Genomic DNA, 25,217 nt, shown 5'->3' on the forward strand with positions numbered 1-25,217 from the left:
CGGCGGTGGTGCTTCAGGCGCCGAGCACGTTCCGTACGGCGTCGGCGAGGATGTCCGGCCCGTGCTGGGTGAGCAGGGACTCGGCGTGGAACTGCATGCTCATGAAGTGCGGGCCGCGCAGCCCGTACACCTCGCCGGAGGCCGCGTCGCGGTTGATCTCGACGACACCGAGCCCGTCGACCTCCTTCTTGTCCTCGGGACTGTGCGCGGCGAAGGTGTTGTAGAAGCCGACCCGCCGGCGTTCGCCGAAGAAGTCGATCTCCTTCTGCAGCCCCTGGCGCGGCCGGGGCAGCCGCCGCAGCTCCAGACCCAGGGTGAGGGCGAGCACCTGGTGGCTCAGACAGACCGCGAGGAACGGCTGCCGACCGGCGAGCAACGCCCCCACCGCCGTGTGCAGATGACCGATCCGAGGGTCCTCCGCGTGGCCCGGGTCGCCGGGGCCGGGGCCCATGACCACCAGGTCGTGGTCGTCGAAGGAGTAGGCCTCGTCGAAGCGCCTCAGTTCCACCTCCAGTCCCAGCGCGCGCAGTTGCCCCGCGATCATCGCCGTGAAGCTGTCCTCGGCGTCCACCACCAGCACCCGGTGGCCCGTCGGCCCGGCCGCCGCGGCGGGGCCCGCGTCGGGGCCGCCGAGCCAGAAGGCGGACAGCTCCTCGTTGCGGCGGGCCAGCCGGGCCCGTACGTCGGGATGCGCGGCGAACGCACCGGTGCGGCCGGCCTCAAGGGCGGCGATCAGACCGGCTGCCTTGGCGCGGGTCTCCGCGGCCTCCTGCACCGGGTCCGAGTGGCGCACCAGGGTGGCGCCCACCCCGATCTCGACCCGCCCGGAAGCGTCGATGTCCGCGGTGCGGATGAGGATCGCGGAGTCCAGGGCCCGCTCCCCGTCGTCGTCGCGCCCGATCAGCGCGGCCACCCCGCTGTAGTAGCCGCGGCCGTCCGGCTCGTACGAGGCGATCACCCGGCAGGCGCTCTCCAGCGGCGAACCGGTCACCGTCGGCGCGAACATCGTCTCCCGCAGGATCTCGCGGACGTCGCGTCCCGTACGGCCCTCGATGACGTACTCGGTGTGCGCGAGCCGTGCCATCTCCTTGAGGTACGGACCGTGGACCCGGCCGCCCGACTCGCAGATCCGGGCCATCATCTTGAGCTCTTCGTCGACGACCATGTACAGCTCGTCGGCTTCCTTGCGGTCGTCCAGGAAGGCCATCAGCTCCGGGAGGGTGGGACCGGACGGCGGATAGCGGTAGGTGCCGCTGACCGGGTTCATCACCGCGGTGCCCGCCCGCAGGCTCACGTGCCGCTCGGGGGTCGCGCCGACCAGGGTGCGCTCTCCGGTGTGGATGAGGAACGTCCAGTACGCGCCTGCCTCCAGCCGCATCAGCCGGGAGAAGAACGCGAGCGCGGAGTGCGGCCCGAACCCGTCGATGTGGGCGACGAAGGACCGCTTGAGGACGAAGTTCGCGCCCTCGCCCGTCCCGATCGCCTCGTCCACGACGCGGCGCACCCGCCGCGCGTAGTCGGCGTCGTCCACGTCGAAGTGCGCTCCGGTCAACGGCGTCGGCACCTGAGGGATGCGCGGGAGCAGGTCGGCCGGGGCCAGTCGCTGCTGCCCGGTGACGGACAGCGCGATCAAGGGCGCCCCGTCGTCGGGTGCCGTGAACCCGCGCTCGGTGATCTGCCGGTACGGCAGCACCGCGAGCACTTCGTGACGGGCGCCGGTACGGTCCGCGTCCGGTTCCGGCAGGGAGATGTCGGAGAGGACCGCCGGCGTGCTGACCTCGCCGACCAGCACGTCGATCGCGTCGCCGCCGCCCGACTCGGGCCGGTGCAGCAGGGCGAAGGGCCCGGACGTGCCGTCCAGCACCTGTGCCAGAAGGTCCACCGGTATGCCGCTCACGTGAGGATCTCCTTGGTGCTGACCACCATCGCGCAGCGGGCCGCCGCGTACTCCAGAGCCATCCTGTGGTGCCGAGCGTCGAAGTCGGCGACCGCGTCGGCCACCAGGAAGGTGCGGATGTCGTGGGAGAACGCCTCGACCGCCGTCATCAGCACACCGACGTGCGCGTACACCCCGCACAGGATGAGCTGGTCGCGTCCGTCCGCCCGCATGCGCTCCAGCAGCGGCGAGCGGTGGAAGGCGCTGTAGCGCCACTTCGTCAGCTCCCAGTCGCCCTCGCGGGGTGCGAGCGCGTCGACGACCGCCCGGTCGGCGGGCTCCTTGCGCATGCCGGGGCCCCAGAAGTCCATGAGCAGACCCCGTTCCTCATCGCTCATGCTGCCCGGCTGCGCCGTGTAGGCGACCTGGGCCCCGGCGGCCGCGAGGCCGTCGCGCAGCGCCGCCGCGTTGCTCACCAGCGGGGCGCGCACCTCGTCGGGGAACGGGGCCAGGAAGAACCGCTGCATGTCGTGCACCAGCAGCACGGCGCGCCGCGGATCCGGTGTCCAGCGGGCGGTGTTGGCCGGCAGCTCCGCCGCTGTGGGGAGGGCGTACGGGTGGATGCGGGGAATTCCAGGCAAGGGATGGGCCTCCGGTTCGGGTTCAGGCGCTCCAGGCGGAGACGACGGAGAGGGCCTGCTGAGGATTGAGCCGCGGGTCGCAGTACGTCAGGTACTTGTCTCCGACGCCCGACAGGCCGGCGTTCGGGTCCAGGCACTCGGTGACGTCGTGCGGGGTGGTCTCCAGGTGCAGCCCGCCGCAGACGCCGCCCTCGCTGCCGACCGCCTCCTGGAAGTGCCGTATCTCGCGCACGATGGTGGTCACCAGCCGGGTCTTGTGGCCGTCGGGCGCCGTGACGGTGTTGCCGTGCATCGGGTCGGTCAGCCAGATCACCGGGTGCCCGGCTGCCCGCACCGCCCCGACCAGCGGGGGAAGTCGGTCGTGCACCAGATCCGCGCCCATGCGGGCGATGAGCGTCAGCCGGCCCGGCACCCTGTCGGGGTCCAGCCGCTCGCACAGGGCCAGCAACTCCTGCGGTGTGGTCGTCGGACCTATCTTGCAGCCGACCGGGTTGGCGGCCTTGGCCAGCAGCGCAACGTGCGCGCCGTCCGGCTGGCGGGTGCGTTCGCCGATCCACGGCCAGTGGGTGGAACCGAGGTAGGGGCGGCCGTCGTCGTCACGGCGCAGCATCGGCAGCTCGTAGTCGAGGAGCAGAGCCTCGTGACTGGTCCACACCGGCGGTCCCAGCGGATCGTGCAGCGGATCCGGCCCCTGCCAGCCGAGGCTGCGCATGATGTCGTCGGCGGCCATGGTGCAGGTGAGGATGCGCAGCGGGTCCAACGCCCGCGTCTCCGGACCCGGTTCGGGCCCGTTGACCATATGGCCGCGGAAGGCGGGCAGCAGGACGCCGCCGATCTCCTCGGTGTCCCGCGAGCGAGGCTTGGCGTACTGGCCGGCGATCCGGCCCACCCGTACGACCGGCTTGTGCGCGGTCATCCGGAGCGTGCCCGCCAGCAGGTCGAGGAGCGCGACCTTGCGGGAGACGTCGACGGGCGTGCACTCCGCGGGATCCTCGGCGCAGTCACCGGCCTGGACGACCAGGGCGTCCCCGGCGGCGACCCGGGCCAGTGCTCCGCGCAGCACGGCGAGGTCGTCGGGGCGCACGAGGGCCGGCCGGACCGACAGGCTCTCGCGCACCCTCGCCACCTGGGCCGGGTCCGGCCAGGCGGGCTGCTGCCGAGCCTCGCGGGTGCGGATGTCGCGCAGCACTTCTTCCACGGAATCTCCAGGGAGGCGGGGGGCGAGACGGAATGGGAGGCGATCGACGGCGTCAGGTGGGGATGCCCGCGCGCTTGATCTCGGGGACCGGAATGCCCAGGGCGCGCAGCTGGTCGAACGGGTTCATGAACTCGCGCTGGAGCTTGATCTTCCCGTCGACCAGCTCGAAGGAGTGCAGGAAGTGGTTCTCGTAGTAACCCTCGGGATAGTCGGCGAAAAGAATCTTGCCGCGGCCGTCGCACTCCACCCAGAAACGGTTCGGGTCCTGGGTCTCGAAGATCTCGACGTTGTACCACTCCCAGTCCGGGAAGGTCTTCAGCGACCAGACGGCGTGCTCGCCGAGCGTGTCCCGCCCGCTGATGCGGATGGGTGCGCCGGTGTCGGTGGTCCACAGCCCGCCCACGCCGTCCTCGGTGAACAGGAGATGCCGGGTCAGCCTCGCCTCGCCGAGGGCGGCCATGTACGTCTCGACCGTGCGGCGGTTCTTCCGGCGGAGCTCGGCCTGGTCGGCGTCCTCGTTGCTGAAACTGATGCTCTGGGCGACGTCGGGCATGCTTGTTTTCCCCCTGTACGAAGGTGCGTTCGGCTCGTCGACCCAGATACTGCCGGTCGTATCCGGGGGCTGCAAGAAAAGAACACTCAGGCCAGTGTCAGGCTAGGCAAACTCTGTGCAAAAAGTGACTCCCGGCAGCGTCAGAGGAATGTCAACTCGCTGGTGAAAGCGGCCGTCTGTGCGGGCTCCGGTGAAGATTTCACGCCACCGGAGAGAACTGAGTAGTGCGGCTGGAACTGAGTGGTGGCTACTCAGGACCGGGCCCCCTCCAGCGTGTTCGGCTGTGGGCACACTTCGCCCGCGATTCGTGTGAGGGCGTCCGAAGGGAACGACGATGAAGTTCGAGAACACCTACCTCGCCGGACTCGGCACCCACGTCCCCGGCCTGGTCACCACGGAGAAGGCCGTCCAGGAAGGCTGGTACGAGGCCCAGGCGCGGGAGGCGTCGGGCCTGGAGTCGGTGGCGATCGGGGACGCGCTGTCGGCCCCGGAAATGGCGGTCCTGGCCGCCGGAGAGGCAATTCGCGGATCCGGGCACGCTCCCGAGGATTTCGGTGCGCTTTTCCACGCGTCCGCCTATCACCAGGGGCCCGACGGCTGGTCCCCGGCTCACTACATTCTCCACAACACGCTGAACACTCCGATAACGGCGCTGGAAATCAAACAGGGCTGCCAGGGAATGTTGAGCGCCCTTGCTTTCTCGGCGCACCGGCTCGCGTGCGACAGCAGCAAGTCCGCCGTCCTCGTCACCGCTGCCGACAACTACTCTGCCCCGCTCGTCGACCGCTGGACGACGTCGCGCCTGTCGATCTTCGGTGACGGCGCCGCGGCCGCCGTCGTCTCCCGATCCGGCGGCCTGGCGAAGCTGCTGTCCATCGGCACGTACTCCGCACCCGGTATGGAGTCCCTGCACCGCGGCAGCGAGCCGATCTTCCCGCCCGCCGTGACGGTCGGCCGAGCGCTGGACTACGAGGAGCGCGTCAAGTTCTGGATGGACGAATGGGCGAAGGGCAACACGCCACCCATGGAGCACCCCGGCGAAGTGCTCCAGAAAGCCCTCGACGTGGCCCTGGCGGACGCCGGCATCACCGCCGGCGACATCAAGCGGGTCTGCCACCCCAGCGCCACCCTCGACGCCCTGCGCGACCAGTTCCTCGATCCGATCGGCTTCGATCTGGAATCCGGCATCTGGGAGCACACCAGCAAGGTCGGGCACATCAGCGCCGCCGACGTGTTCATCGGCCTGCACCACCTGTGCGCCACCGGTCAGGTCGGCCAGGGGGACAAGGTGCTGCTGTTCACCGGCAGCCCTGGTTTCGAAGCCGGGGTCGCCATCGTGGAGATCGTCGGCGAACCGGCCGTGTCCTAGAGAGGTGCCCCCTCACCCTGTCGCCGCCCGTGCCGTACGGAAGGATTCGCCCGACCTCATGACTGATGCCACGCCCGGCCGCACCCGGCCCCAGGTTCCCCTAGTCGCCGGAGAGGAGCTGCGCACCGCCCTGGCCGCGCTGATCGGCATCGCGCCCGCGGAGATCGAGGACGATGCCAACCTCATCCAACTCGGCCTGGAATCACTTCAGATGATGCGCCTGGCCACCAAATGGCGACGTGCGGGACTGACCGCCACCTTCGGTGATCTCGCCGCGTCGCCCACCTACGCCGCCTGGAACGAGCTGATCGTCCGGACGCTGAAGGAGCAGGAGCGCGATACCGCCGGCTGACGCCCCGGTGCCGGGGCGCGGGCCGCGCCCGGGGTCAACCCGTGCGGCCCGCGCCCGCCACCGGGCGCACCGCGAGCTCCGCCCTGCTGGTCACGCCCAGCTTGGCGTACGCCCGGTAGAGGTGGTTCTCCACGGTCCGCACCGACAGGACGAGCCGGTCGGCGATCTCCTGGTTCGACAGCCGGGCGCCCGCGAGCGCCGCCACCTCCTGCTCCCGGGCGGTGAGTTCGTGGTGCGTGCGCGGTTCGTCCCAGGGCGGCGCCGCCCAGGCGGGCACCCCCGTCTCACAGCGCGCGGCCAGCGCCTCCCCACGGCCGCGCGCGGCCCGTGCCGCTCGTGAACCGTCCGCGGACCGGTGCGCACCGGCCGCCTGGGCCGACGCCTCCGCCGCGAGCGGCAGCAGCCCCAACTCCTCGTAGGCGTGCGACACATCGTCCAGAGCCGATCCGTCACGCCGGGCGAGCGCGCGTATGTGACGCAGCCGCACCACGTCCACGGGCGCGCCCACCGTCACGGGCGAGGCGTGCGTCCGCCACAGGGCCAGCGCCCGCCCGGCCGCCCCCGCCCGCGCGGCCAGGTGCAGGGCGGTGAGCCCTTGGGAGCGCCGCCCGGCCCGCAGGGCGCGCCCGGCCGTCTCCAGAGCCTGCCGCGCCGCACCGGCCCGGTCGCCCAGGCACGCGGTCACCCGTGCGGCCTCCAGGGCGACGGCGTCCGCCATCAGCGGATGGCCGGGCTCCGCCTGCTCGGCGGCCCGCGCCTCCCGCAACAGCGAAGCGGCCTCCCGCGTATCGTCCGACTCCGCCACCGCGCCCGCGAGCAGGGCGATACGCCATGCCCGCGTCGTCAGCCAGTCGGCCGGCCCGTGGTACGCCGCCGCCCGGCGCGACAACGCGGCCGCGCGCGTCTGCCGGCCGGTTTCGCGCAGCAGTTGGGCCTCCAGCAGGTCGGCGTGGGCGAGCGCGCGCGGCCCGCCGTCCGCCCGCAGACCCTCCACCGCCGGCCCGACCGCGGCGGGGCCCGAGGTCGCCCGCGCGATCCAGCCGCATAGGAAGGCGGCATCCACTCCCGAGTCCCCGTTCCTCGACGACGAGGGCCGCGGCAGCAAGGCCAGCGCGCCCCGGCCGTCGCCCGACACATACCGCAGCAGCGCCAGCAACGGTCGCGCATCCCCGCTGTCCCCGGCGCCACCGGTCTCCGCCGCGGCCTGTTCGGCCAGCCGCAGCGCCTCCGGGACACGGTCCTTGAACAGCCGGACCAGCGCACGCACCCCCCGGTCGGCGCCGGCGACGGCCTCCGCCTCGGCAGGACGGCCGAGCCCGAGCGCCAGGTTGAGCGCACGGCGGCGCACCACCTCGCCCCGCTGGGGGGGCCGCGCGAAGCAGGCCTCCGCCTCGATGTACCGCCGCTGCCCGGCGAGAGCCGCCCCCAGCATCACGAGCGCCTCATGGGCGGCGGGCCCCGGGACGGCACTCCGCGACAGGGAAGCGCACAGGCTCTCCGCCAGCGCGAAGTCCTCGGCGTGCAGCGCCCCGGTCGCCGCCGCTGCCCGCAGCTCCGCGTCCGGCTGCCGCCCCGTGCCTGCCGTGACCCGTACGATCCGCACCGCGTCGTGCAGACGGCGCGCGCCCGTCGCCCCGATCGCCTCCGCGATCCGCAGGCGCAGCCGGCGCTCCGTCAGCTCGGGCAGACGCGCCGCGAGCACGGCGCCGTACAGCGGTGGATCCAGCCGCAGGGAGAGACGGTAGCCGCTGGTCTCGGCGGTCAGGATGCCGCGGCGCTGCAAGGACTCGGCGGCGCCGCCGAGCCGGGCGACGACGTCGAGCCCGGCCTCCAGCGTGCCCGCGAGCGCCAGCATGCCCGCCAGTTCGCGCTCGTCCGGTGTGAGGTCGCTCAGCAGCAGGTCCACCAGGTCCGCCGGGCCGTCGCCCGGGGGGCCGGAGGGGCCCGGCCAGTGCCAGGTGCCGTCGGTGCGGCGCAGCGTTCCCTCGGCGCGGGCGTGGTCCGTCAGCTCGCGCAGGAGCAGCGCGTTGCCGCCCGACAGCTCCCAGAAGCGTTCGGTGGTGTCGACGCCGACGGGGCCTCCCAGCCGCGCCGCCAGCAGGCCGGCGGTGCCGCTGCGGTCCAGCGCCGCCACGCACAGCCGGCGCATCCGCCGCCCGGCCAGCAGCCGCCGCACCCCCTCGGGCAGCGGCGCGCCCGTCTCGGCCGTGGCGATCAGCAGGGCCTCACCCTGGTGGGCGAGCCGGTGGGCCGCGCCCCACACGGCACGCTCGGCCAGATGCACGTCGTCGATGCCGATGACCAGACGGCCCCGGGCCCGCCGCACGCCGGCCGGTATCCGCTCACCGAGATGTTCACCCCGCACGATGCGTGCCCCGGCCCGCCCCGCCTGCTCCAGCGCCGCCTCCAGCAGGCTGCTCTTGCCGACACCCGGCGTGCCCACCAGCAGCGCGCCCATCCGGTCCGCCGTACAGCGGCCGATCTCCGCGAGCTCCGCCGACCGCGCGACCACGGAATGCGCCGTGTCGGGAGCGTGCGGCACAGTGCGCACGTCGGGCAGGACTGGCACGGTCATTCGGTTCCCCCTACGCCGGGCGCGGCACGCCCGGCCCGGCCCGGCCAGGGCGTGTTTCGAAAGTGGCGCCGTCCGCCCGGAGGGCCTAGGGCGCGACGGCGCGCACGTACACGATCGGGACCGGTACGGTGATCAGCCCGTCGTCGGCGCGCAGGGCGTCCAGCCGCCGGGACACCTCGGCGACCACCCGTGCGCGCTCCTCCTCCTCGATGCGCTCCCACATACCGCGCATCCCGGTGGTGTAGGTGAAGTCCACCCACTGCTGCCCGGAGGTGACGACGACCGGCAGGTCCTCCTCGACGACCTCGCAGTTCACGAAACCCGCCCCGGCGAGCGTCTTGAGGATGGACTCCTCGCTGACGAGCCAGTTCGTGCCCGCCTCGGCGAACTGGGAGTCGTAGGTCCCGTTCTGCTTGAGCGACTGGAGCATGTACGGCATCAGGAGGTCGCTGACGGCGTCGGGGAACAGCGACCACTTGCCGTGCACGGTGGAGAAGAACGACGGGGCCGCCGTCGCGAACCGGCCGCCGGAGCGCAGCAGCTCCCGGTAGGGCACCACGTCGTCGGCGGTCTTCACCCAGATGAACAGGCTGCAGCTGCCGATGACCGCGTCGAACCGCCCCGCCGGGAACTCCGGCCGCTGCCCGTTCATCGTGGTCACGCCGACATGGTCGAGCCCGAGTGCGGCGATGCTCTCGTTCGCGTACCCCACCATCTCCTCGGAGATGTCGATGCCGGTCACCTCACCCCGGACGCCCACGGCCTCGGCAGCGGGGAAGAGCGCCGCGCCGCGGCCGGCGCCGACGTCCAGCACCCGGTTCCCGGCGGATATCCCGGAGAACTCGACGAGCCTGCGCCCGATCGGGCCGAAGAACTCCACACCGCTCTGGTCGTACGACTTCGCCGCGCGGTCGAACAGTTCCTGCATCTCGGCGGTCTTCTCTGTACTTGACACGGTCAGCCTCCTTGCTGGGGAGAGACTGACGAATTGCCCTCCCCGGACCCGCTGTCGATCCCAACACGGGGTTTCGGCAGCGTCCAATAGCGAAGCGTTCCCCGGGCATTGGGAAGTGTTATGCGGCCGGACGAGCCCGACCGCACCACCGCGGCAGCACGATGGCGCGGGCGGATCCGTTCAGTGGGCCGCGGCCTTCTCCGGCTCGGTCGGCATGTCCGCCTCCTGCGCGGCGGGCGTGATCCGGCGCAGCAGGAAAGCGGCCAGGGCCCCCAGCAGCAGCATCATCGGCGCGGCCACGAACGAGTTGACGCGCAGCCCCAGGGCGAACGCCTCCCGCGCCGCGTCCATCAGCGCCTGACCGGCCTGGTCCGGCATCGCCGCCGCTGTCTCCAGCGCGCCGGCGAGGGTGTCGTCCGACCCGGTCGGAGCCCCCGACGGATACGCGTCCGCCAGACTGCGCCCGTACACGGCGGTCGCGATGCTGCCCACCAGCGCGATGCCCAGCGCGCCGCCGAACTCGTGGGCCGTCTCCGAGAGCGCGGCCGCCGGTCCCGCCTGGTCAGGAGGGGCCGCGCCGACGATCAGGTCGGCGCCGAGCGCCGCCACCGGCGTCACTCCGACGAACATCAGGATGGAGGCCGTCAGCACCGTCCCCGGACCGTCCCCCGCCGAGACCCCGCTGAGGATGACGAAGCCGACGGCGGCCAGCACCAGCCCCGCCGCGAACACATAACCCGGTCGCACCCTGCGCACGAGCGTGATCGCCGCGAACGCCGACACCAGCCCCGACAGCACGGCCGGCAGCAGCCACAGCCCGGTCTCCAGCGGAGACAGCCCCAGCACGCTCTGCAGGAACTGGGCGATCAGGAACTGGTTCCCCATCAGGAAGACGACGGTCAGGAGGAGGATCGTCAGGGACGAACTGAAGGCCCGGTCGGCGAACAGACGCAGGTTCAGCAGGGGATGCTCCAGCCGCCCCTGGCGCCGCACGAACACGTAACCGACCAGCAGCCCGGCCACGATGGCCGCCCCGGACGCGGTGTCGATCCCGTACTTCGCGGTCTCCTTCAGCCCGTAGATCACGGCGAGGACCGCCACCAGCGACAGCGCCGAGCTCACCAGGTCGACCCGCCGGCCCTCCGGGTTGCGGTGCTCGGGCAGCAGAACGGGGCCGAGGGCGAGCAGGGCCACCATCACCGGCACCGCCAGCAGGAACACCGAGCCCCACCAGAAGTACTCCAGCAGCACCCCGCCCACGACCGGGCCCAGCGCCCCGCCCAGCATGAACGACGTCGACCAGATCGTGACGGCCGTGGTCCGCTCGGCGGGCCGGGGAAACATGTTCCGGATCAGCGACAGAGTCGACGGAGCCAGACACGCGCCCGCCACGCCCAGCAGTGCCCGGGCCGCGATCAGCAGCTCCGGCGAGGTGGCGTACGCGGTCAGCACGGACATCAGCCCGAAGGCCCCCGCGCCGATCAGGAGCAGCAGCCTGCGGCCCACCCGGTCGCCCAGGGTGCCCATGGTGACGAGGAAGCCGGCGATCGCGAAACCGTAGATGTCGGTGATCCACAGGAGTTCGGAACTGCTGGGATCAAGGTCCGCGCTCATCTGCGGCACGGCGAGGTGCAGCAGGGTGAGGTCCATCGTCACCAGCATGGAGGGCAGTGCCAACACGGCCAGCCCGATCCACTCCCGTTTCGTCGCACGGGGTTGCGCGTTGTCCATCAGCGGCGCTCCTTCGTCGTTCTCTCGGCGCGGGCTCGTGCCCTCGCAGGGGGGAGCGGCCCGGAGCACGTCGGCCGCGCCCCGCCCGGAGAACCTCCCGGGCGGGGCGCGGTCCGCACTCAGGCCGCCGATCGCCGGGCGATCAGGAACCGGGGGTGTCCGTGCGCGTCGGTGCGGGAGGCGACCGCGTCGAACCCGGCCTCGCGCACCACCGCGATCACCTGGTCCGCCAGGGCGTCGTCGTGCTCGATCGCCAGCACCCCGTCGTCGGCGAGCAGCCGGGCCGCGGCGGCGGCCGTGGCCCTGACCGCGTCCAGCCCGTCCCAGCCGCCGCGCACGGCAGCCCGCGGCTGGTGCGCGGAGAGCTCGGGGGCGATCTGCACCCGGTCGGGGACGCTCGGCACCACGGCGGTGATCAGCTGCACGCCGCCGGCGAGGTCGGCCAGGAGTTCCGGATCGCCCGCCTTCCCCTCCACGAAGGCCACTGCGTCCGCGGCACCCGCGGTCTGCGCGTTGCGCCGCGCCCAGGTGAGGGCCGCCGCGTCGTCCACACCGGTCACCTTCGCGCCCGGCCGCCGTGCGGCCACCGCGATCGCCAGAGCACCCGACGCCGTGAACAGGTCGACCACGCGGGGCTGTTCGGCCGTGCACCACGTCAGCGCCTCGGCGACCAGCGTCTCGGAGCGGCGTTGCGGGACGCGTGCCCCGGGGCCCACGTCGAGCCGGAGGTCGAAGAAGGGGGCCCGGCCGGTCAGGTACTCGAGCGGTTCGCGCTCGGCCCGGCGGCCCACCAGCGCCCAGAACTTCCCGGTCTGTTCCTCGGTCATCGCGGCGTCCAGAGCCGCGTCCGGCGTGGCCTCGGCGGACGGCTCCTCCAGGACGTACGCGGCCAGCTCGAGGGCGTCCGCGCGACCGGTGGGAACCCGTACGGCGGTGAGCAGTTCGGCGGCGCGCTCCACATGGCGGCGCACGGTGTCGGGTGCGGCGGGGTGCGGCGCGGAGAACCTGGCGCGGCTGTTCTCGTAGTACGTGCGCAGCCACTTGGCGATCTCGGGCTCGGTGCGGGCCGCGGCGAGCACGTCGGGCTGCGGGGTGAAGTCCGGGTCCAGCTCGTCCGCCCACTGCGCCCACACGGGCTTCAGGCTGACGTCGAAGTACTCCTGCCAGCCGGTGGGCACCGTCCAGCCCTGCTCGTACCCCGTCGCCAGAGTGTGCTCCACCGTCGCCTCGACCACGGCGTCGCGCGACAGGCCCTGCAGCGGGGCGCGCTCGGGGGTGAAGGCGTCGAAGTCCTCCTCGCCCTTGCCCTCCAGCATCCGGGTGGCGAACTCCTTGGCCAGCAGCGGCGACAGGAACAGTCCGTCGCGGTAGGTGCCCGTCATCAGCCACAGCCCGTCCAGCGGGCTCTCGCCGAGCAGCGGGAAGCCGTCCAGGGAGATCGGCCGGTTGCCGACGTTGACCGCGCTGACCGTGCTGCTCCACAGGTTGCGGCGGGTCTGCCGGTGGGCGCACTCCAGCAGGAACAGCAGGTCGCCCATGACCGGGTCGGCCAGCGGGTGGGGGCTGACGATGTTGGTCGCGCCGACGTAGACGCGGCCTGCCCCGCGCGGCACCACGTGCAGTCCGCAGGCGAAAGCCCGGTTCGGGGTGCGGATGACCGATTCGGGCTGGGTGCCGTCCTGGAGGGTGACCAGCGCGGAGATGCCGACGCCCGACACCAGGCGCGGGATGCAGTCGCCGAGTCCGGGCACCGAGTCGACGAGCGTCTGGGTGCCGACGCCGCCCGCGAGGAGCACCTGCCCGGCGGAGAGGGTCCGTCCGTCCTCCAGGACCACACCGCGCGCCCGCCCGTCCTCGTCGACGACCGAGAGGGCCTGCCCGTCGATCAGGTCGACGCCCAGAGCACGGGCGGTGTCCGTGAGGCGCAGCAGCAGTCGGCCGGAGTCGACGGCGTGCTCACCGGGTATGTGCAGTGCCTGCAGCGGACGGGAGTTGGGGTCCGGGTCCAGCCAGTCGACATCCGCCGGATCGACGGTCTCCCACGGCTCGTCGTGCTTGTCGAGCGTGGCGCGGATCGCCTCGAAGTTGCCCGAGTCGATGGGGCCCGTGCCGACGCTGTTGAGCAGGACGGTGGTGCCTTTCGCGGTCAGGATGTCCTGCCCGTCGGACAGCCCGCCGGAGATGCTCTCCAGCCACTGCGGCCAGATGTCCTTGGCCCGCAGGTCGAGGGCGAATTTGGCCTGCCCGTAGGTGTTGCCCAGGAGGCCGGTGGTGACCTCGCCGAAGCACCCGAGCATGGCCCCGGCGGCGGTCGAGGCGGCGAACGGCCGGTGCGGGCGGCCGACCAGGCACACGGATGCCCCGCGACGGGCGAGTTCGACCGCGGTGGACGAGCCGAGGGCTCCGTTGCCGACGACGATGACGTCGTAACCGGCTTTCTGCCCCTGATCGGGAAGGGTCGACATCGTAAGAACTCCTTCAAGGGTGCGCCCCCAGGGGGCGTCCGGTCCGTGCGTCCGGACTCGCGCGCGACCGCTCGAAGCGGCGGGCGCAGTCCCCGAAGACTCCTTCGACCGGTGGACGGGACCGTGGTCGGCCGGCCCGATCATCATGGGCAGGCGTCTTCCCGGCCGTCCAATAGCCTGCGGAGCTGAGCCCCAGAAGGAATCCTTATGCGTACGGGCGCAGGTCACCGACCACGCGTGAGGGTCGACCAAACCCCCGTCCGGTCCGCCGGCAAGGGATGCCGCGGCCGGACCGGCAGGCGTCAACCCGCCTAATTTCACAGTCTTCTGACGACCCCTCACCGCCGAGCCGACTCCAGCTCGGTGACGACCATCCCGGCTGCCAGCGCTCGGGCGGCATCGGCGAAGTAGTCCTCGTCGGCCCCTGGTGCGAGGCCCAGAAGGACGCCCTGACTGAGGCCCACGAACAGCGCGTTGAGCGCGATGGTGAGCCGATGGGACTGGTGGGACGTCACCGGCTCCCGCCCGTGTCGCCTTCCGGCGAACAGGGCGATCAGCTGGTTCTCCTGGGACCGGACGGACGCCGCCAGCCGACCGCCCAGCTCCGGGTCGTGCAGGGCCCTGTCGAGGAAAGTGATCTGGAGCGACAGACGCGACACCGCCTCCGGGTCGTCACAGCTGCGCCGGTAGTACCGGGCGAAGGCGTCGACCGCCTCCAGCAGGTCGACCCCGGCGGGGACCGCCTGCTCGATCTCCTCGTAGTAGGGCCGCAGATGCTCGGTGATCAGGGCGACCATCAGGCCGTTCTTGCTCCCGAACAGGGAGTAGACGGCGCCGGTGGTCAGACCGGCGCGTTCGGCGATCTCGTCGAGCCTGGCCGTGTACCCGTCCCGGGTCACGATCTGGAGCGCCGAATCCAGCAGGGCGCTGCGATTGCGCTCCTTGGCCTGGGCCCTAGTCATTCGCATAACTCAAATATTGCCGTAATCTGGTTATGGAAACAACCCGACGAGCTCCAAGGAGGACGCTCATGGCTCAGACCGTGACATCGCGAGTGCCCCGCGAGATGGTGGGCGCCGCAGCCGACGGTGCCTTCAAGGTGGTGCTCGCCGTGGCCTTCGTCGCCGGCGCCGCCCCGCTCGGCGAACTGCTCGGTGCGCCGGTCTGGCTGATGGTCGGCGCGGGCGTCGCACTGCTGGTCGGAGGCGTCATCGAGCTCAGGTATCTCCGCGGCCGGCCGATGCGCACCTATCTGAAGCTCATGATCGGCTACGACGCGTGCTGGGTGCTGGCCGCCCTGGTCGGGCTCCTGATGGCCTGGCAGGGCAGCACTGCCGGTGGCGAGGTCTGGATGGGGTACCAGGTGATCGCCCCCCTCGTCTTCGCCGCCCTGCTGATCGCGGCAGCGCCCGCGCGGCTGCCGTCGGAGGCGCGGGGCGACGCCTCCGCCTGACCGCGTCACCGCCCGGGCTCGCGCCTGACCGCCGAGCCCGGGTCTCGGCTCAGCTGCGGGCGATGCCGTCCTGTGCCGCCTCGTCCAGCCAGTGCGCCCGGCCGATGGTGACCAGCCGCAGGCGTCGCCGGGCCACCCGGACGACTTCCGCCTCGCCATCCGGCCCGGCCTCCAGCAGGGTCGACGTGGTGATCACCATGTGGTCCACATAGAGGCCGCCGAGCATCAGCAAATCCTCCTCGCTCCACCCCGCGGCCCCCGGCTCCTGGCCGAGCGCGCTCGCCACCTCCTCGGCGAACCGCCGCAGCCGAGCCGCGATCGCCGCGCGCACCGGGCCGACCCCGCCGTGCTGCTCACGGGCGATGAACCGGAAGTGGTCCTCGGCCTCGCCCTGGGCGTCGCCGACCTCGCCGCCCTGGTCACCGCCAACGGCGCCGTCGCCTGGAGCGGCGGGGGCTGACGTACACCCCGAAGCGGCCTCGTGAGCCGCCGTCCCCGTTCCGGATCGGACTCCGGACCGCGTCCTTCGGCCGTTCTCCGTACCGGTCCGCCGCACTCCATGAAGGCGTGCGCGGGGGCCAGGCCGTGACGCGCCCGGCATGCGCCCCACCCCGGGCTCGTAGAATCGGCTCCACCATGGCTTACCTCGACCACGCCGCGACCACCCCGATGCTTCCCGAAGCGGTCGGGGCGATGATCGCCCAGCTCTCCGCCACCGGCAACGCGTCCTCACTGCACGCCGCCGGCCGCCGGGCTCGCCGTACCGTCGAGGAGTCCAGAGAGGCCCTCGCGGACGCCCTCGGCGCACGCCCCAGCGAGGTGGTGTTCACCTCCGGCGGCACGGAGGCCGACAACCTCGCCGTCAAGGGCCTCTACTGGTCCCGCCGCGACGCCGACCCCCGCCGCACCCGCGTCCTCGCCGGCCCCGTCGAACACCACGCCGTCCTCGACGCCGTCGACTGGCTCGCCGAACACGAGGGCGCGACCGTCGACTACCTCCCCGTCGACCGCCACGGCCGGGTCCACCCCGAAGACCTGCGCGAGGCGATCCTCCGGAACCCCGACGACATCGCGATGATCACCGTGATGTGGGCCAACAACGAGATCGGCACGATCATGCCGGTACGTGAACTGGCGGCGGTGGCGGCGGAGTTCGGGATCCCCATGCATGCCGACGCGGTCCAGGCGTTCGGTCAGCTGGAGGTCGACTTCGCCCGCTCCGGACTGGCCGCGATGACGGTCAGCGGACACAAGATCGGCGGCCCGTTCGGCATCGGCGCGCTGCTGCTGGGCCGCGACCACACCCCCGTGCCCGTCCTGCACGGCGGCGGCCAGGAGCGGCACGTACGCTCCGGCACGCTGGACGTGCCCGCCGTCGCCTCGTTCGCGGTCGCCGGACGGCTGGCGGCCGAGCGGCGCGAGGAGTTCGCCCGGCGGGTGGGCACCCTGCGCGACGAGCTGGTGACCGCCGTGCGCCTGGCCGTACCGGACGCCGTGCTCGGCGGCGACCCGGACTCGGCCGGACGCCTGCCCGCCAACGCCCACTTCAGTTTCCCCGGCTGCGAGGGCGACTCCCTGCTCCTGCTGCTGGACGCGCAGGGCATCGAGTGCTCCACCGGCTCCGCCTGCACCGCAGGGATCGCCCAGCCCAGCCACGTACTCCTGGCCACCGGGACCGATCCGGACCTGGCCCGGGGCACTCTGCGCTTCTCGCTCGGCCACACCTCGACCGAGGACGACGTGAAGGCGCTCGCCGAGGCGATCGGCCCCGCGGTCGAGCGGGCGAGGACGGCAGGGCTCAGCTGACGACAGGACCTACGCCTTCGCCGACGGCGTGGGGGAAGGGCTCGGCGGCGCCGTCGCGGCCCGCCGCACCAGCTCCAGGTACCGGTCCCAGTCCCAGTGCGGCCCCGGATCGGTGTGGTCGGTGCCCGGCACCTCCACATGCCCGATGATGTGCTCCCGGTCGACGGGTATGCCATGCCGCGCGCAGATCGACGCGGTGAGCCGCGCCGAGGACTCGTACATCGCCTTCGTGAGGTCCTTCGGCCGGTCCACGAACCCCTCGTGCTCGATGCCGACGCCGCGCTCGTTGTACGCGCGGTTGCCCGCCTGGTACGCCACGTCGAGCTCGCGGATCATCTGCACCACCCGCCCGTCCTGCCCCACGATGTAGTGCGTCGCGGCCTGGTGGGCGGGGTCCTGGAACACCCGCACCGCACTGGCGAAGCTGCCCTGGGTGACGTGGATGATCACGCGGTCGATCGTGAAGTCGTCCGGCCGGTCCGCCTGCCGCCAGTTCGCCTCCGACGCGGCCACCCAGGTCGCCCCCGCGTAGTCCAGCTCGCCCGGCTTCCGGGGCTTCTCCACCCCGGGCACCTGCCACCACAGACGCCTGACCCGGTCGCGCGCGAGCACGGCGGCGGTACCGGCGGCCGCCACCGCACCGCCGCCGATCAGCAGCGCGCGCCGGCTGACGCCGTTCGCCGGCTTCTTCCGCGAAGACGAGCCCGCAGTCGAGCCCGAAGACTTTCCCGAGGGCTTTCGCGCGCCCCGGGTGCTCCCGTTGTTCCCCATGTGATCGTCAACGCATATCCGCGAGCGTTCGGTTCCCGGCGACCCGTACCCTGGAGGAGCTATGACTCAGACTTCCCAGCGCCCCCTGCGTGTCCTCGCCGCCATGTCGGGCGGCGTGGACTCCGCCGTCGCCGCGGCCCGTGCCGTCGAAGCGGGCCACGACGTGACCGGTGTCCACCTCGCCCTGTCCGCGAACCCCCAGTCCTTCCGGACCGGGGCGCGCGGGTGTTGCACCATCGAGGACTCCCGGGACGCCCGCCGCGCGGCCGACGTCATCGGTATCCCGTTCTACGTCTGGGACCTGGCGGAACGCTTCCGCGAGGACGTCGTCGAGGACTTCGTCGCGGAGTACGAGGCCGGGCGCACCCCCAACCCCTGCCTGCGCTGCAACGAGAAGATCAAGTTCGCCGCGCTGCTCGACAAGGCCCTCGCCCTCGGCTTCGACGCCGTGTGCACCGGCCACTACGCCACCGTCGTACGCACCGAGGACGGCAGCCGCGAGCTGCACCGCGCCTCCGACATGGCCAAGGACCAGAGCTATGTGCTCGGCGTCCTGGACGAGAAGCAGCTCGCCCACGCCATGTTCCCCCTCGGCGACACCCTCACCACCAAGGACGAGATCCGCGCCGAGGCCGAGCGCCGGGGCCTGGCCGTCGCCAAGAAGCCCGACAGCCACGACATCTGCTTCATCGCCGACGGCGACACCCAGGGCTTCCTGGCGAACCGCCTCGGCGGCCCGGCCGAGGGCGACATCCTCGACGAGTCCGGTACGAAGCTGGGGACCCACGAGGGCGCTTTCGGCTTCACCATCGGCCAGCGCAAGGGCCTGAAGATCGGCCACCCGGCCCCCGACGGCAAGCCGCGCTACGTCCTCGACATCTCCCCGGTGAACAACACCGTCACCGTCGGCCCCGTCGAGGCGCTCGACGTGACCTCGCTGACCGCCATCAAGCCCCGCTGGTGCGGAACGCCCCCGTCCGGCCCCGGCACGTACACCGCCCAGCTCCGCGCCCACGGCGGCGAGACCGAGGTCACGGCCGAGCTGGTGGACGGCTCCGAGCTGAACATCACCTTCACCGAGCCGGTCCGGGGCGTGGCCCCCGGCCAGGCGGTCGTCCTGTACGACGGCACGCGCGTGGTCGGCTCGGCCACCATCGCCACGACGTCCCGGCGTGAGCGGGTGGCCACAGGCGGCTGAGGGAGGCCGGCCGGTGCCCTTCGATGGCCGCATCCCGACCATCTCGTATGATCAAGCCGGGCTGGCTCAGCCCACTCGACCGTCATAGGCTGCCCCTTGCGGACCGTCCGCGCGAAGACGCACGTGGCGGGGCAGTCACCCCGTCCTGTCAGGAGGTACCGGTGCTCCTGCGCTTTCGGGTGGCCAATCACCGCTCGATTCGTGACGAGTGCGAGTTGTCGCTGATCGGGACGGCGCTGAACGAAGGCACCGCCCGCGACACCGGCCTGCGCCACGACGACCATGAGGTGACGGCCCTCCCCGTGGTCGGCGTCTTCGGAGCCAACGCCTCCGGGAAGACCAACCTGATCAGCGCGCTGCGCGACATGAGAGCCGCTGTGCGCACCTCCTTCGCGGACTGGCCCAAGTCACCCGGGGTGCCCCGCAAGCCCTTCAAGCTGGATCGTGAAAGCTCCGAGGAGACGAGCCTCTACGAAGTAGATCTCACGCTCGGCCGAAAGCCGGTCCGGTTCACCTACGGTTTCGAGCTCTCGGACGACCGGGTGGAGGCCGAGTGGCTGCACGCCTACCCGAACGGAGAGCGGGAGATCTGGTTCGACCGGGAGGCCGACCGGCCTGATGCGGAAGGCGGCGAGTTCGTCTTCGAGAGCGACAGTTTCGTCGGCCAACGGGACGCGCTGGTCTCCTTCACCCGGCCCGACGCCCTGTTCCTGTCCACGGCGGCCACTGCCAACGACAAGCAGCTCTCGGCGCTGTACCGATGGTTCCTCGACAACCTGTGGCTGATGACACCGGGCGCGGACGTCGTCCACCGAACGAAGTGGACTCAGGAGCTGCTCGGCGAACCCGGCCGCAAGGGTGGCTACGGTGAGCGCATTCTGCAACTGCTCTCCGTTGCCGACCTAGGTGTCACCGGCATCGAGATCGACCGCGAGACGCAGGAGATCCGGCTGCGCCACCGGACCACGGAAGGCGAGGACGTCTCACTGGACTTCCTCACAGAAGAGTCCTTCGGCACGCACGCCTGGTTCGCCTTCCTCGGCCCGATGCTCACCGTGCTCGACAAGGGCGCCGTACTTCTGGTCGACGAGCTGGATTCGAGCCTCCACCCGACGCTGGCCGCCGAGGTCGTCCGGATCTTCCAGGACCCGAAGGCGAATCCCCGTGACGCTCAACTGATCTTCACGACGCATGATGCCACTTTGCTCGGCAGTGAGGTCCTGGACCGGCCACTGGGCAGTGATCAGGTCTGGCTCACGGCGAAGGACCGTACGGGAGCGACCGAGATCTATCCCCTCACCGCAGCCCGTCCGGCGGACGACGAGAACCTGGAACGTGGCTATCTGCGGGGCCGGTACGGCGGCACCCCGCGTGTCAGCGCGGGCGAGATCGCCCGTGAGGTGTCCTGGCAGGAGGCGAAGGCGTCAGCGTGAGTACGTGGGACAAAGGGCAGCAGACCCCGTCGGCGCACGACGGGAGTGAAGCCCCGTCGGAGGCTGGTAGCCCGAAGCCGAAGAAGCGCCGGAGTGGAAAAGGCGAAGCGCAGCCCCTGATTCCGGCCCCGACTCCGCCGGTGGACGATTCCCGTGCGGTGCGCGTGGTGTACGTCGGCTGCGAGGGCGAGTCCACCGAGCCGGACTACCTCAACCACCTCAATGCCAGGTTCGGGGACGGCAGCGGTTACGAGGGGCAAAGGTTCCGTATCCAGCCCGTCTACAAGAAGAATGGCTATACCCCGGCGGAGGCTGTGGCCGCCGTGCGCGAGAAGGCGCAGGAGGACGACGCGTGGGCCATGTTCGACCGTGACGACCACCATGACATCCCGAAAGCCTTGAGGGAGGCGGCGGAGACCTCGACCGAGGTCTGTTTCTCCCATCCTTCCTTCGAGCTGTGGCTGCTGCTCCACTTCCAGGAGTTCGGCGGGCGTCAGAGCGGCAAGAACAAGGAGATCCTGAAGAAGCTGCGACAGGCGCACCCCGCGTTCAAGAAGTTCGACACCAAGAACGACAAGAGCGTGAAGGACGACCGGCGAGCGGCGCTGGACGCAGACGGACTTCTGGAAGAGGCGGTGTCCCGGGCGAAGCGTCTGGTCAGCCAGTGCGAGCACGGTTCGTGCAAGGCGAACAACGCCAAGACGAACCGGTTCAGTCGCGACAACCCGCCGAAGACCACGCCCGCGTGGGCCGCGCGCTCGGGGCACGCACACGACTGCGAGACGCTACGACGCGACCCCTCGACCGATGTATGGCGTCTGGTCGTGAGCCTGGGCATCGTCAAGGACCCCTCACGGACAGCGACGGACTGGGGCCACAGTTACTCAGCAGGGGCCTGGGGCGTCTAGGCTGCCGTAGCACTTCCGGTTCCCCAGGCCTCCTCGGGGCCCCTCGATCTCCCAGTCGTACGAAGGAATGGCGCGTGGCCAGAATCACCCTGCCCGAGCTCGAAAGGCACCTCTTCTCGGCCGCGGACATCCTGCGCGGACGGATGGACGCCTCGGAGTACCGCGACTACATCTTCGGCATGCTGTTCCTCAAGCGGGCCTCGGACGAGTTCGAGCCCGAGTGGAAGCGCGAGTACGCGACGGCGCTGGATTCGACGGGCGACCCGGTGAAGGCGCGAAAGCGGGCCGACAATCCCGAGCGCTACACCCGTGTCTTCTACGTTCCGCCGCAGGCCCGCTGGTGGAAGGGCCCGCATGTGATCGACCCGGTCACGCCGGACGGTGAGACCGCGACCGTGCCGGGTATCCGGTATCTCACCGACAAGGTGGGCCAGGGACTCGACCAGGCGCTGATCGCTCTGACCGAAGGCAACCGGAGGCTGGCCGGCGTCACCTCCCACATCACCTTCAACGAGGTCATCGGAACGAAGCCTCGCTTCACCAACTCCGAGCTGCGCTCCCTCATCCGTCACTTCAGCCTCTACCAGCTGCGGAACGAGGACTTCGAGTTCCCCGACATGCTGGGGGCGGCGTACGAGTATCTGCTCGGCAGGTTCGCCGACTCGGCGGGGCAGCGCGGCGGGGAGTTCTATACCCCGCGCTCGGTGGTCCGGATGCTGGTCCGGCTGATCGATCCGAAGCCCACGGAAACCGTCTACGACCCGTGCGCGGGCTCCGGCGGCATGCTCATCGCGGCACGGGAGCATGTGGAGGAACACGGGGGCGACCCCAACGAGTTGGGGGTCAACGGACAGGACAAGAACGGCCCTTCCTGGTCCATGGCCAGCATGAACATGGTGCTTCATGGCATCCGTGAGTTCGAGCTGGAGCACGGTGACACCCTGACCGAGCCGCTGCACCTGACGCCGGACGGCCGACTGCGCACTTTCACCAAGGTCCTTTCGAACCCGCCCTTCTCGCTCAATTACGACGCGGATCTCGTCGCCAAGGCCGACGAGCTGTACGGCACCCGGATGAAGTGGGGCTGGGCGCCCGAGGGTGGCAAGAAAGCCGACCTGATGTTCGTCCAGCACATGGTCTCGGTGCTGGAGCAACGGGGTACGGCGGCGATCGTCATGCCGCACGGCGTGCTGTTCCGGGGCGGCAAGGAACGGGACATCCGGGAAGGGCTGCTGAAGGACGACTGCATCGAGGCGGTGATCGGCCTCGGCCCGAACCTCTTCTACGGCACCGGCATCCCGGCGTGCGTTCTGGTCCTGCGCCCCCCACGCCGCAAGCGCGGGGAGCGCGAGAAGAAGGTCCTGTTCATCAACGCGGACCGTGACTTCACAGCGGGACGAAACCAGAACGAGCTCGGCCCCGAGCACGTGGAGAAGATCGTCACCGTCTTCCAGGCATGGCGACAGCTCCCCGGCTACTCGCGCGCTGTGGAGGTCAAGGACCTGCTGGCGGCGGAGGCGAACCTCAACATTCGCCGCTGGGTGGACAATTCACCGCCGGCCGAGCCACAGGACGTACGGGCACACCTGTACGGCGGAGTTCCGGTGAGCGAGGTCGCGGGCAAAGAGCAGCTTTTCACGGCGTACAGGGTCGATGCGACGGCGCTCTTCGCCCAGCGGGACGACGATCCGGAGTACTACGACTTCCTGGACGAGGGACCGGAGGCGACAGCCCAACGTATCCCGGGTCTGGCGGCGGACCGCGAGAGGAAGCTGTGGGAGGCGTACGGCACCTGGTGGGAGGAGCACGCCCCGGGCTTCGCCCAGCTCGCGGCGGACCGGAAGCTGATGGACCTCCGAGGCCGTTTGGTGACCGGATTCACCAAGTCGGTGGGAGACGTCGGCGTCCTGGACGAGTACACGACGGCCGGGATCATGGCCGACTGGTGGACGGCGAACAGGTACGACGTCAAGGCACTCGCGGCCGGCGGTTTCGAACGGGTGCTGGCAGGCTGGGTCGACTCGGTCGAAGCGATCGTCGACCCGGCGCTGCCGCCGACGGAGGAGGGCGACACCCCGGCGAAGAAGCCAACGGTGTCCGGCGCTGACCGCCGCCGAGCGATGGACCACCCGGTGGTGCGTGCGTTGATCCCTGAGTTCCTCGACGCGGTGTCCTCGGCCGATACGGCGGTGACGGAGGCGGACGCGGCGTACCGGGCGGCGCTGGAAGCAGTGGCGGAAGCGAGGCCGTCGCCGGTTGCTGACGCGGAGGACGACGCCGATACCGATGCCGACGAGCCGTCCGACGGCGATACGGAGACTGTGGCCCCGGTCTCTCCGGAGGAGATCGCCTGCCTGGACAAGGTGCTGGCTGCGCGCAAGCGGGAGCTGGCGGCGGCGAAGAAGAAGCGGAAGGCGCTGGACGACCGTTTCCTGAAGGACCTGCGGGCGGCAGCCGAGGTCGCCGTGGTGACGTCGGGCGACGCGGAGCGGGTGGTCCTTGAGGTCCTGGACGGCGACTTGAGCCGCCGCCTGGGCGCTTCGGTCGCCTCGGGCCGCCGTGAGCTGGTGGCTGCGTTCCGGCGCTGGGCCGAGAAGTACGCGGTGTCGCTGGAGGAGCTTGAGGCGGAGAGCGACTGGGCGGCGGGGGAGCTGGCGGGGTGGCTTAAGGAGCTTGGGTATGCGCGCACCAACTGACTCAGATGCCAAGCCTGTTATGACCGTGCTCGAGCATTATCTGCTAGGCATCGAGACAGGGAAGAGCCCTGCTGCGCAAGACACTCCTGCTGGTGATGGCGAGTGGGGGGTACTTAAGGTAAGCGCGGTCCAACCCGGCAGATTTGAGGCGCTGGAAAACAAGGTTGTCCGAGAAGCAGCGAACATCTACCCCTCGTTTGAAGTAAGGCCGGGGGACTTGCTGATGACGCGGGCCAATACGGAGGACCTTGTCGGGTTCGCCTGCGTAGTGGAGTCAACCCAGCAACGACTCATGCTCAGCGACAAGACGCTGCGACTCTGCGTCGACGAGGCCGTAGCTGACTCGAGGTTCGTCGCGCTGGTGCTGTCACAGCCTGCTACTCGCGCGCAGATCCGTGCGCTGGCGACCGGTACGAGTGCTGGCATGAAGAACATCAGCCAGAAGAGTATTCGCTCACTCAAGGTGCCAAAAATTTCACTGGATCAGCAACGGCTTTTGGTTGACTCTCACGCAGCATTTGAGTGCCGAATTTCTGCACTGGAAAAGTCGCTAGAAAAATTGATCTCTGTGCGGAGAGGGCTCGTTCGCGATGCAATGTCTGGCCCTCTGGTAAAAATCAGTGATCTCCTTTCTGACAAGCCGAGGAATGGATTCTCGCCGCCTGAAGTTCACGAGTGGACGGGGCTTCTGACGCTGGGCCTTGGGTGCCTAACCCCTCAGGGCTTCATTCCGCGACAGTTGAAGAGCATTCCGAGCACGGTTCAGGCTAAGAGGTTCATTCTCTCCGACGGTGACCTTCTTATGAGCCGAGCCAACACTCGGGAACTTGTTGGGCTTGTAGGGCGTTTTCGTGATGTTGACCAACCCTGCATCTATCCGGACTTGATGATGAGATTGCGACCCGATACGGATCGCTGCCTCCCTTCATATCTGGAGATCATTTTGGGGGCTAGCGCTATCCGTAAGGCTGTTCAGGCTGCCGCACGAGGTACTTCCGAAAGTATGGTCAAGATCAGTGCTGGTGTTGTTGAAGCGCTTCGCATTCCTCTTCCTGCCCTCCGAGTGCAGGAAGAGGTCGTCGCGACCGTGGGAGCGCTGGACGCCAGGATCGCCAAGCAGGGTGCGGCAGTGGCCAAGCTTCGCGTGATTCAGCAGGGTGTGGTCGAAGATCTCCTCCGGGGCAGGCAGCCAGCGTTGGCAGCGTAGAGCCGGAGGGTGGCCGGCGCCTGCCAAGGT

At 70.6% G+C, this 25,217-nt stretch carries 19 protein-coding genes and 1 pseudogene; 9 read left to right on the forward strand and 11 right to left on the reverse strand.

Annotation, left to right across the window (positions count from 1 at the left end; all coding sequences use genetic code 11):
- Positions 1–13: 13 nt before the first annotated feature.
- Genes D581_RS0125550 through D581_RS0125565 form a run of 4 tightly spaced genes read right to left on the reverse strand, consistent with a single transcriptional unit; the run spans position 14 to position 4,268 of the window.
- Positions 14–1,897, reverse strand: coding sequence for a phenazine-specific anthranilate synthase component I (locus tag D581_RS0125550; RefSeq protein ID WP_018960029.1), 1,884 nt, complete (start codon positions 1,895–1,897; stop codon positions 14–16).
- Positions 1,894–2,517 (reverse strand): isochorismatase family protein, encoded by a 624-nt coding sequence (locus D581_RS0125555; RefSeq protein ID WP_018960030.1) that lies wholly within the window; start codon positions 2,515–2,517, stop codon positions 1,894–1,896. Before D581_RS0125555 ends, D581_RS0125550 begins: the two co-directional genes overlap by 4 nt.
- Before the next feature lie 22 nt (positions 2,518–2,539).
- Positions 2,540–3,715, reverse strand: a complete 1,176-nt coding sequence (locus D581_RS0125560) for a 3-deoxy-7-phosphoheptulonate synthase (protein WP_018960031.1) — start codon at positions 3,713–3,715, stop codon at positions 2,540–2,542.
- A gap of 52 nt (positions 3,716–3,767) precedes the next feature.
- Positions 3,768–4,268: a PhzA/PhzB family protein gene (locus tag D581_RS0125565; protein WP_018960032.1), complete on the reverse strand. Its 501-nt coding sequence runs from the start codon at positions 4,266–4,268 to the stop codon at positions 3,768–3,770.
- 334 nt (positions 4,269–4,602) lie between these two features.
- Here D581_RS0125565 and D581_RS0125570 point away from each other — a divergent pair, with 334 nt between their 5' ends.
- Together D581_RS0125570 and D581_RS01000000137740 are read left to right on the forward strand one after the other, a co-directional pair.
- Complete coding sequence (locus tag D581_RS0125570) at positions 4,603–5,637, forward strand: ketoacyl-ACP synthase III family protein (protein WP_018960033.1); 1,035 nt, start codon at positions 4,603–4,605, stop codon at positions 5,635–5,637.
- Positions 5,638–5,695: 58 nt separating this feature from the next.
- Positions 5,696–5,989, forward strand: a complete 294-nt coding sequence (locus D581_RS01000000137740; RefSeq protein WP_018960034.1) for a phosphopantetheine-binding protein — start codon at positions 5,696–5,698, stop codon at positions 5,987–5,989.
- A 34-nt stretch (positions 5,990–6,023) separates the two neighbouring features.
- Here D581_RS01000000137740 and D581_RS0125580 read toward each other — a convergent pair whose 3' ends face one another.
- The 5 genes from D581_RS0125580 to D581_RS0125600 form a co-directional block, all read right to left on the reverse strand.
- Positions 6,024–8,564 (reverse strand): LuxR C-terminal-related transcriptional regulator, encoded by a 2,541-nt coding sequence (locus tag D581_RS0125580; RefSeq protein ID WP_018960035.1) that lies wholly within the window; start codon positions 8,562–8,564, stop codon positions 6,024–6,026.
- An 85-nt stretch (positions 8,565–8,649) separates the two neighbouring features.
- Positions 8,650–9,519: a class I SAM-dependent methyltransferase gene (locus D581_RS0125585; protein ID WP_158688635.1), complete on the reverse strand. Its 870-nt coding sequence runs from the start codon at positions 9,517–9,519 to the stop codon at positions 8,650–8,652.
- A gap of 180 nt (positions 9,520–9,699) precedes the next feature.
- Positions 9,700–11,250 carry an MFS transporter gene (locus tag D581_RS0125590; protein WP_018960037.1) on the reverse strand — a complete coding sequence of 517 codons (1,551 nt, stop codon included), beginning with the start codon at positions 11,248–11,250 and terminating at the stop codon, positions 9,700–9,702.
- A 119-nt stretch (positions 11,251–11,369) separates the two neighbouring features.
- Positions 11,370–13,715, reverse strand: a complete 2,346-nt coding sequence (locus tag D581_RS0125595; RefSeq protein WP_018960038.1) for an FAD-dependent oxidoreductase — start codon at positions 13,713–13,715, stop codon at positions 11,370–11,372.
- Positions 13,716–14,053: 338 nt separating this feature from the next.
- On the reverse strand, positions 14,054–14,677 hold the full coding sequence (locus tag D581_RS0125600) for a TetR/AcrR family transcriptional regulator (protein WP_018960039.1): 624 nt from the start codon (positions 14,675–14,677) through the stop codon (positions 14,054–14,056).
- A gap of 68 nt (positions 14,678–14,745) precedes the next feature.
- Here D581_RS0125600 and D581_RS0125605 point away from each other — a divergent pair, with 68 nt between their 5' ends.
- On the forward strand, positions 14,746–15,168 hold the full coding sequence (locus D581_RS0125605) for a hypothetical protein (protein ID WP_032753014.1): 423 nt from the start codon (positions 14,746–14,748) through the stop codon (positions 15,166–15,168).
- Between the two features lie 49 nt (positions 15,169–15,217).
- On the opposite strand, the pseudogene D581_RS01000000137745 reads toward D581_RS0125605, so the two are convergent.
- A pseudogene (locus D581_RS01000000137745) lies at positions 15,218–15,556 on the reverse strand (TetR family transcriptional regulator); the annotation flags it as partial.
- A 248-nt stretch (positions 15,557–15,804) separates the two neighbouring features.
- Between D581_RS01000000137745 and D581_RS0125615 the strand changes: the two are divergent.
- Positions 15,805–16,974, forward strand: coding sequence for a cysteine desulfurase family protein (locus tag D581_RS0125615; RefSeq protein WP_018960043.1), 1,170 nt, complete (start codon positions 15,805–15,807; stop codon positions 16,972–16,974).
- 9 nt (positions 16,975–16,983) lie between these two features.
- Here D581_RS0125615 and D581_RS0125620 read toward each other — a convergent pair whose 3' ends face one another.
- Positions 16,984–17,745 (reverse strand): peptidoglycan recognition protein family protein, encoded by a 762-nt coding sequence (locus tag D581_RS0125620; RefSeq protein ID WP_018960044.1) that lies wholly within the window; start codon positions 17,743–17,745, stop codon positions 16,984–16,986.
- 61 nt (positions 17,746–17,806) lie between these two features.
- Between D581_RS0125620 and mnmA the strand changes: the two genes are divergently transcribed.
- From mnmA to D581_RS1000000141370, 5 genes are all read left to right on the forward strand, one after another.
- The gene (gene mnmA, locus D581_RS0125625; protein WP_018960045.1) at positions 17,807–18,943 is read left to right on the forward strand and encodes a tRNA 2-thiouridine(34) synthase MnmA; all 1,137 of its coding nucleotides are present in this window, start codon (positions 17,807–17,809) and stop codon (positions 18,941–18,943) included.
- Between the two features lie 161 nt (positions 18,944–19,104).
- The gene (locus D581_RS0125630) at positions 19,105–20,376 is read left to right on the forward strand and encodes an AAA family ATPase (protein WP_018960046.1); all 1,272 of its coding nucleotides are present in this window, start codon (positions 19,105–19,107) and stop codon (positions 20,374–20,376) included.
- Positions 20,377–20,516: 140 nt separating this feature from the next.
- Positions 20,517–21,284: an RloB family protein gene (locus D581_RS0125635; RefSeq protein WP_158688636.1), complete on the forward strand. Its 768-nt coding sequence runs from the start codon at positions 20,517–20,519 to the stop codon at positions 21,282–21,284.
- 74 nt (positions 21,285–21,358) lie between these two features.
- Positions 21,359–23,980, forward strand: coding sequence for an HsdM family class I SAM-dependent methyltransferase (locus tag D581_RS0125640; RefSeq protein WP_018960048.1), 2,622 nt, complete (start codon positions 21,359–21,361; stop codon positions 23,978–23,980).
- Positions 23,964–25,187, forward strand: a complete 1,224-nt coding sequence (locus tag D581_RS1000000141370; protein ID WP_158688637.1) for a restriction endonuclease subunit S domain-containing protein — start codon at positions 23,964–23,966, stop codon at positions 25,185–25,187. Before D581_RS0125640 ends, D581_RS1000000141370 begins: the two co-directional genes overlap by 17 nt.
- Positions 25,188–25,217: the final 30 nt, after the last annotated feature.

The organism is Streptomyces sp. CNB091, assembly GCF_000377965.1.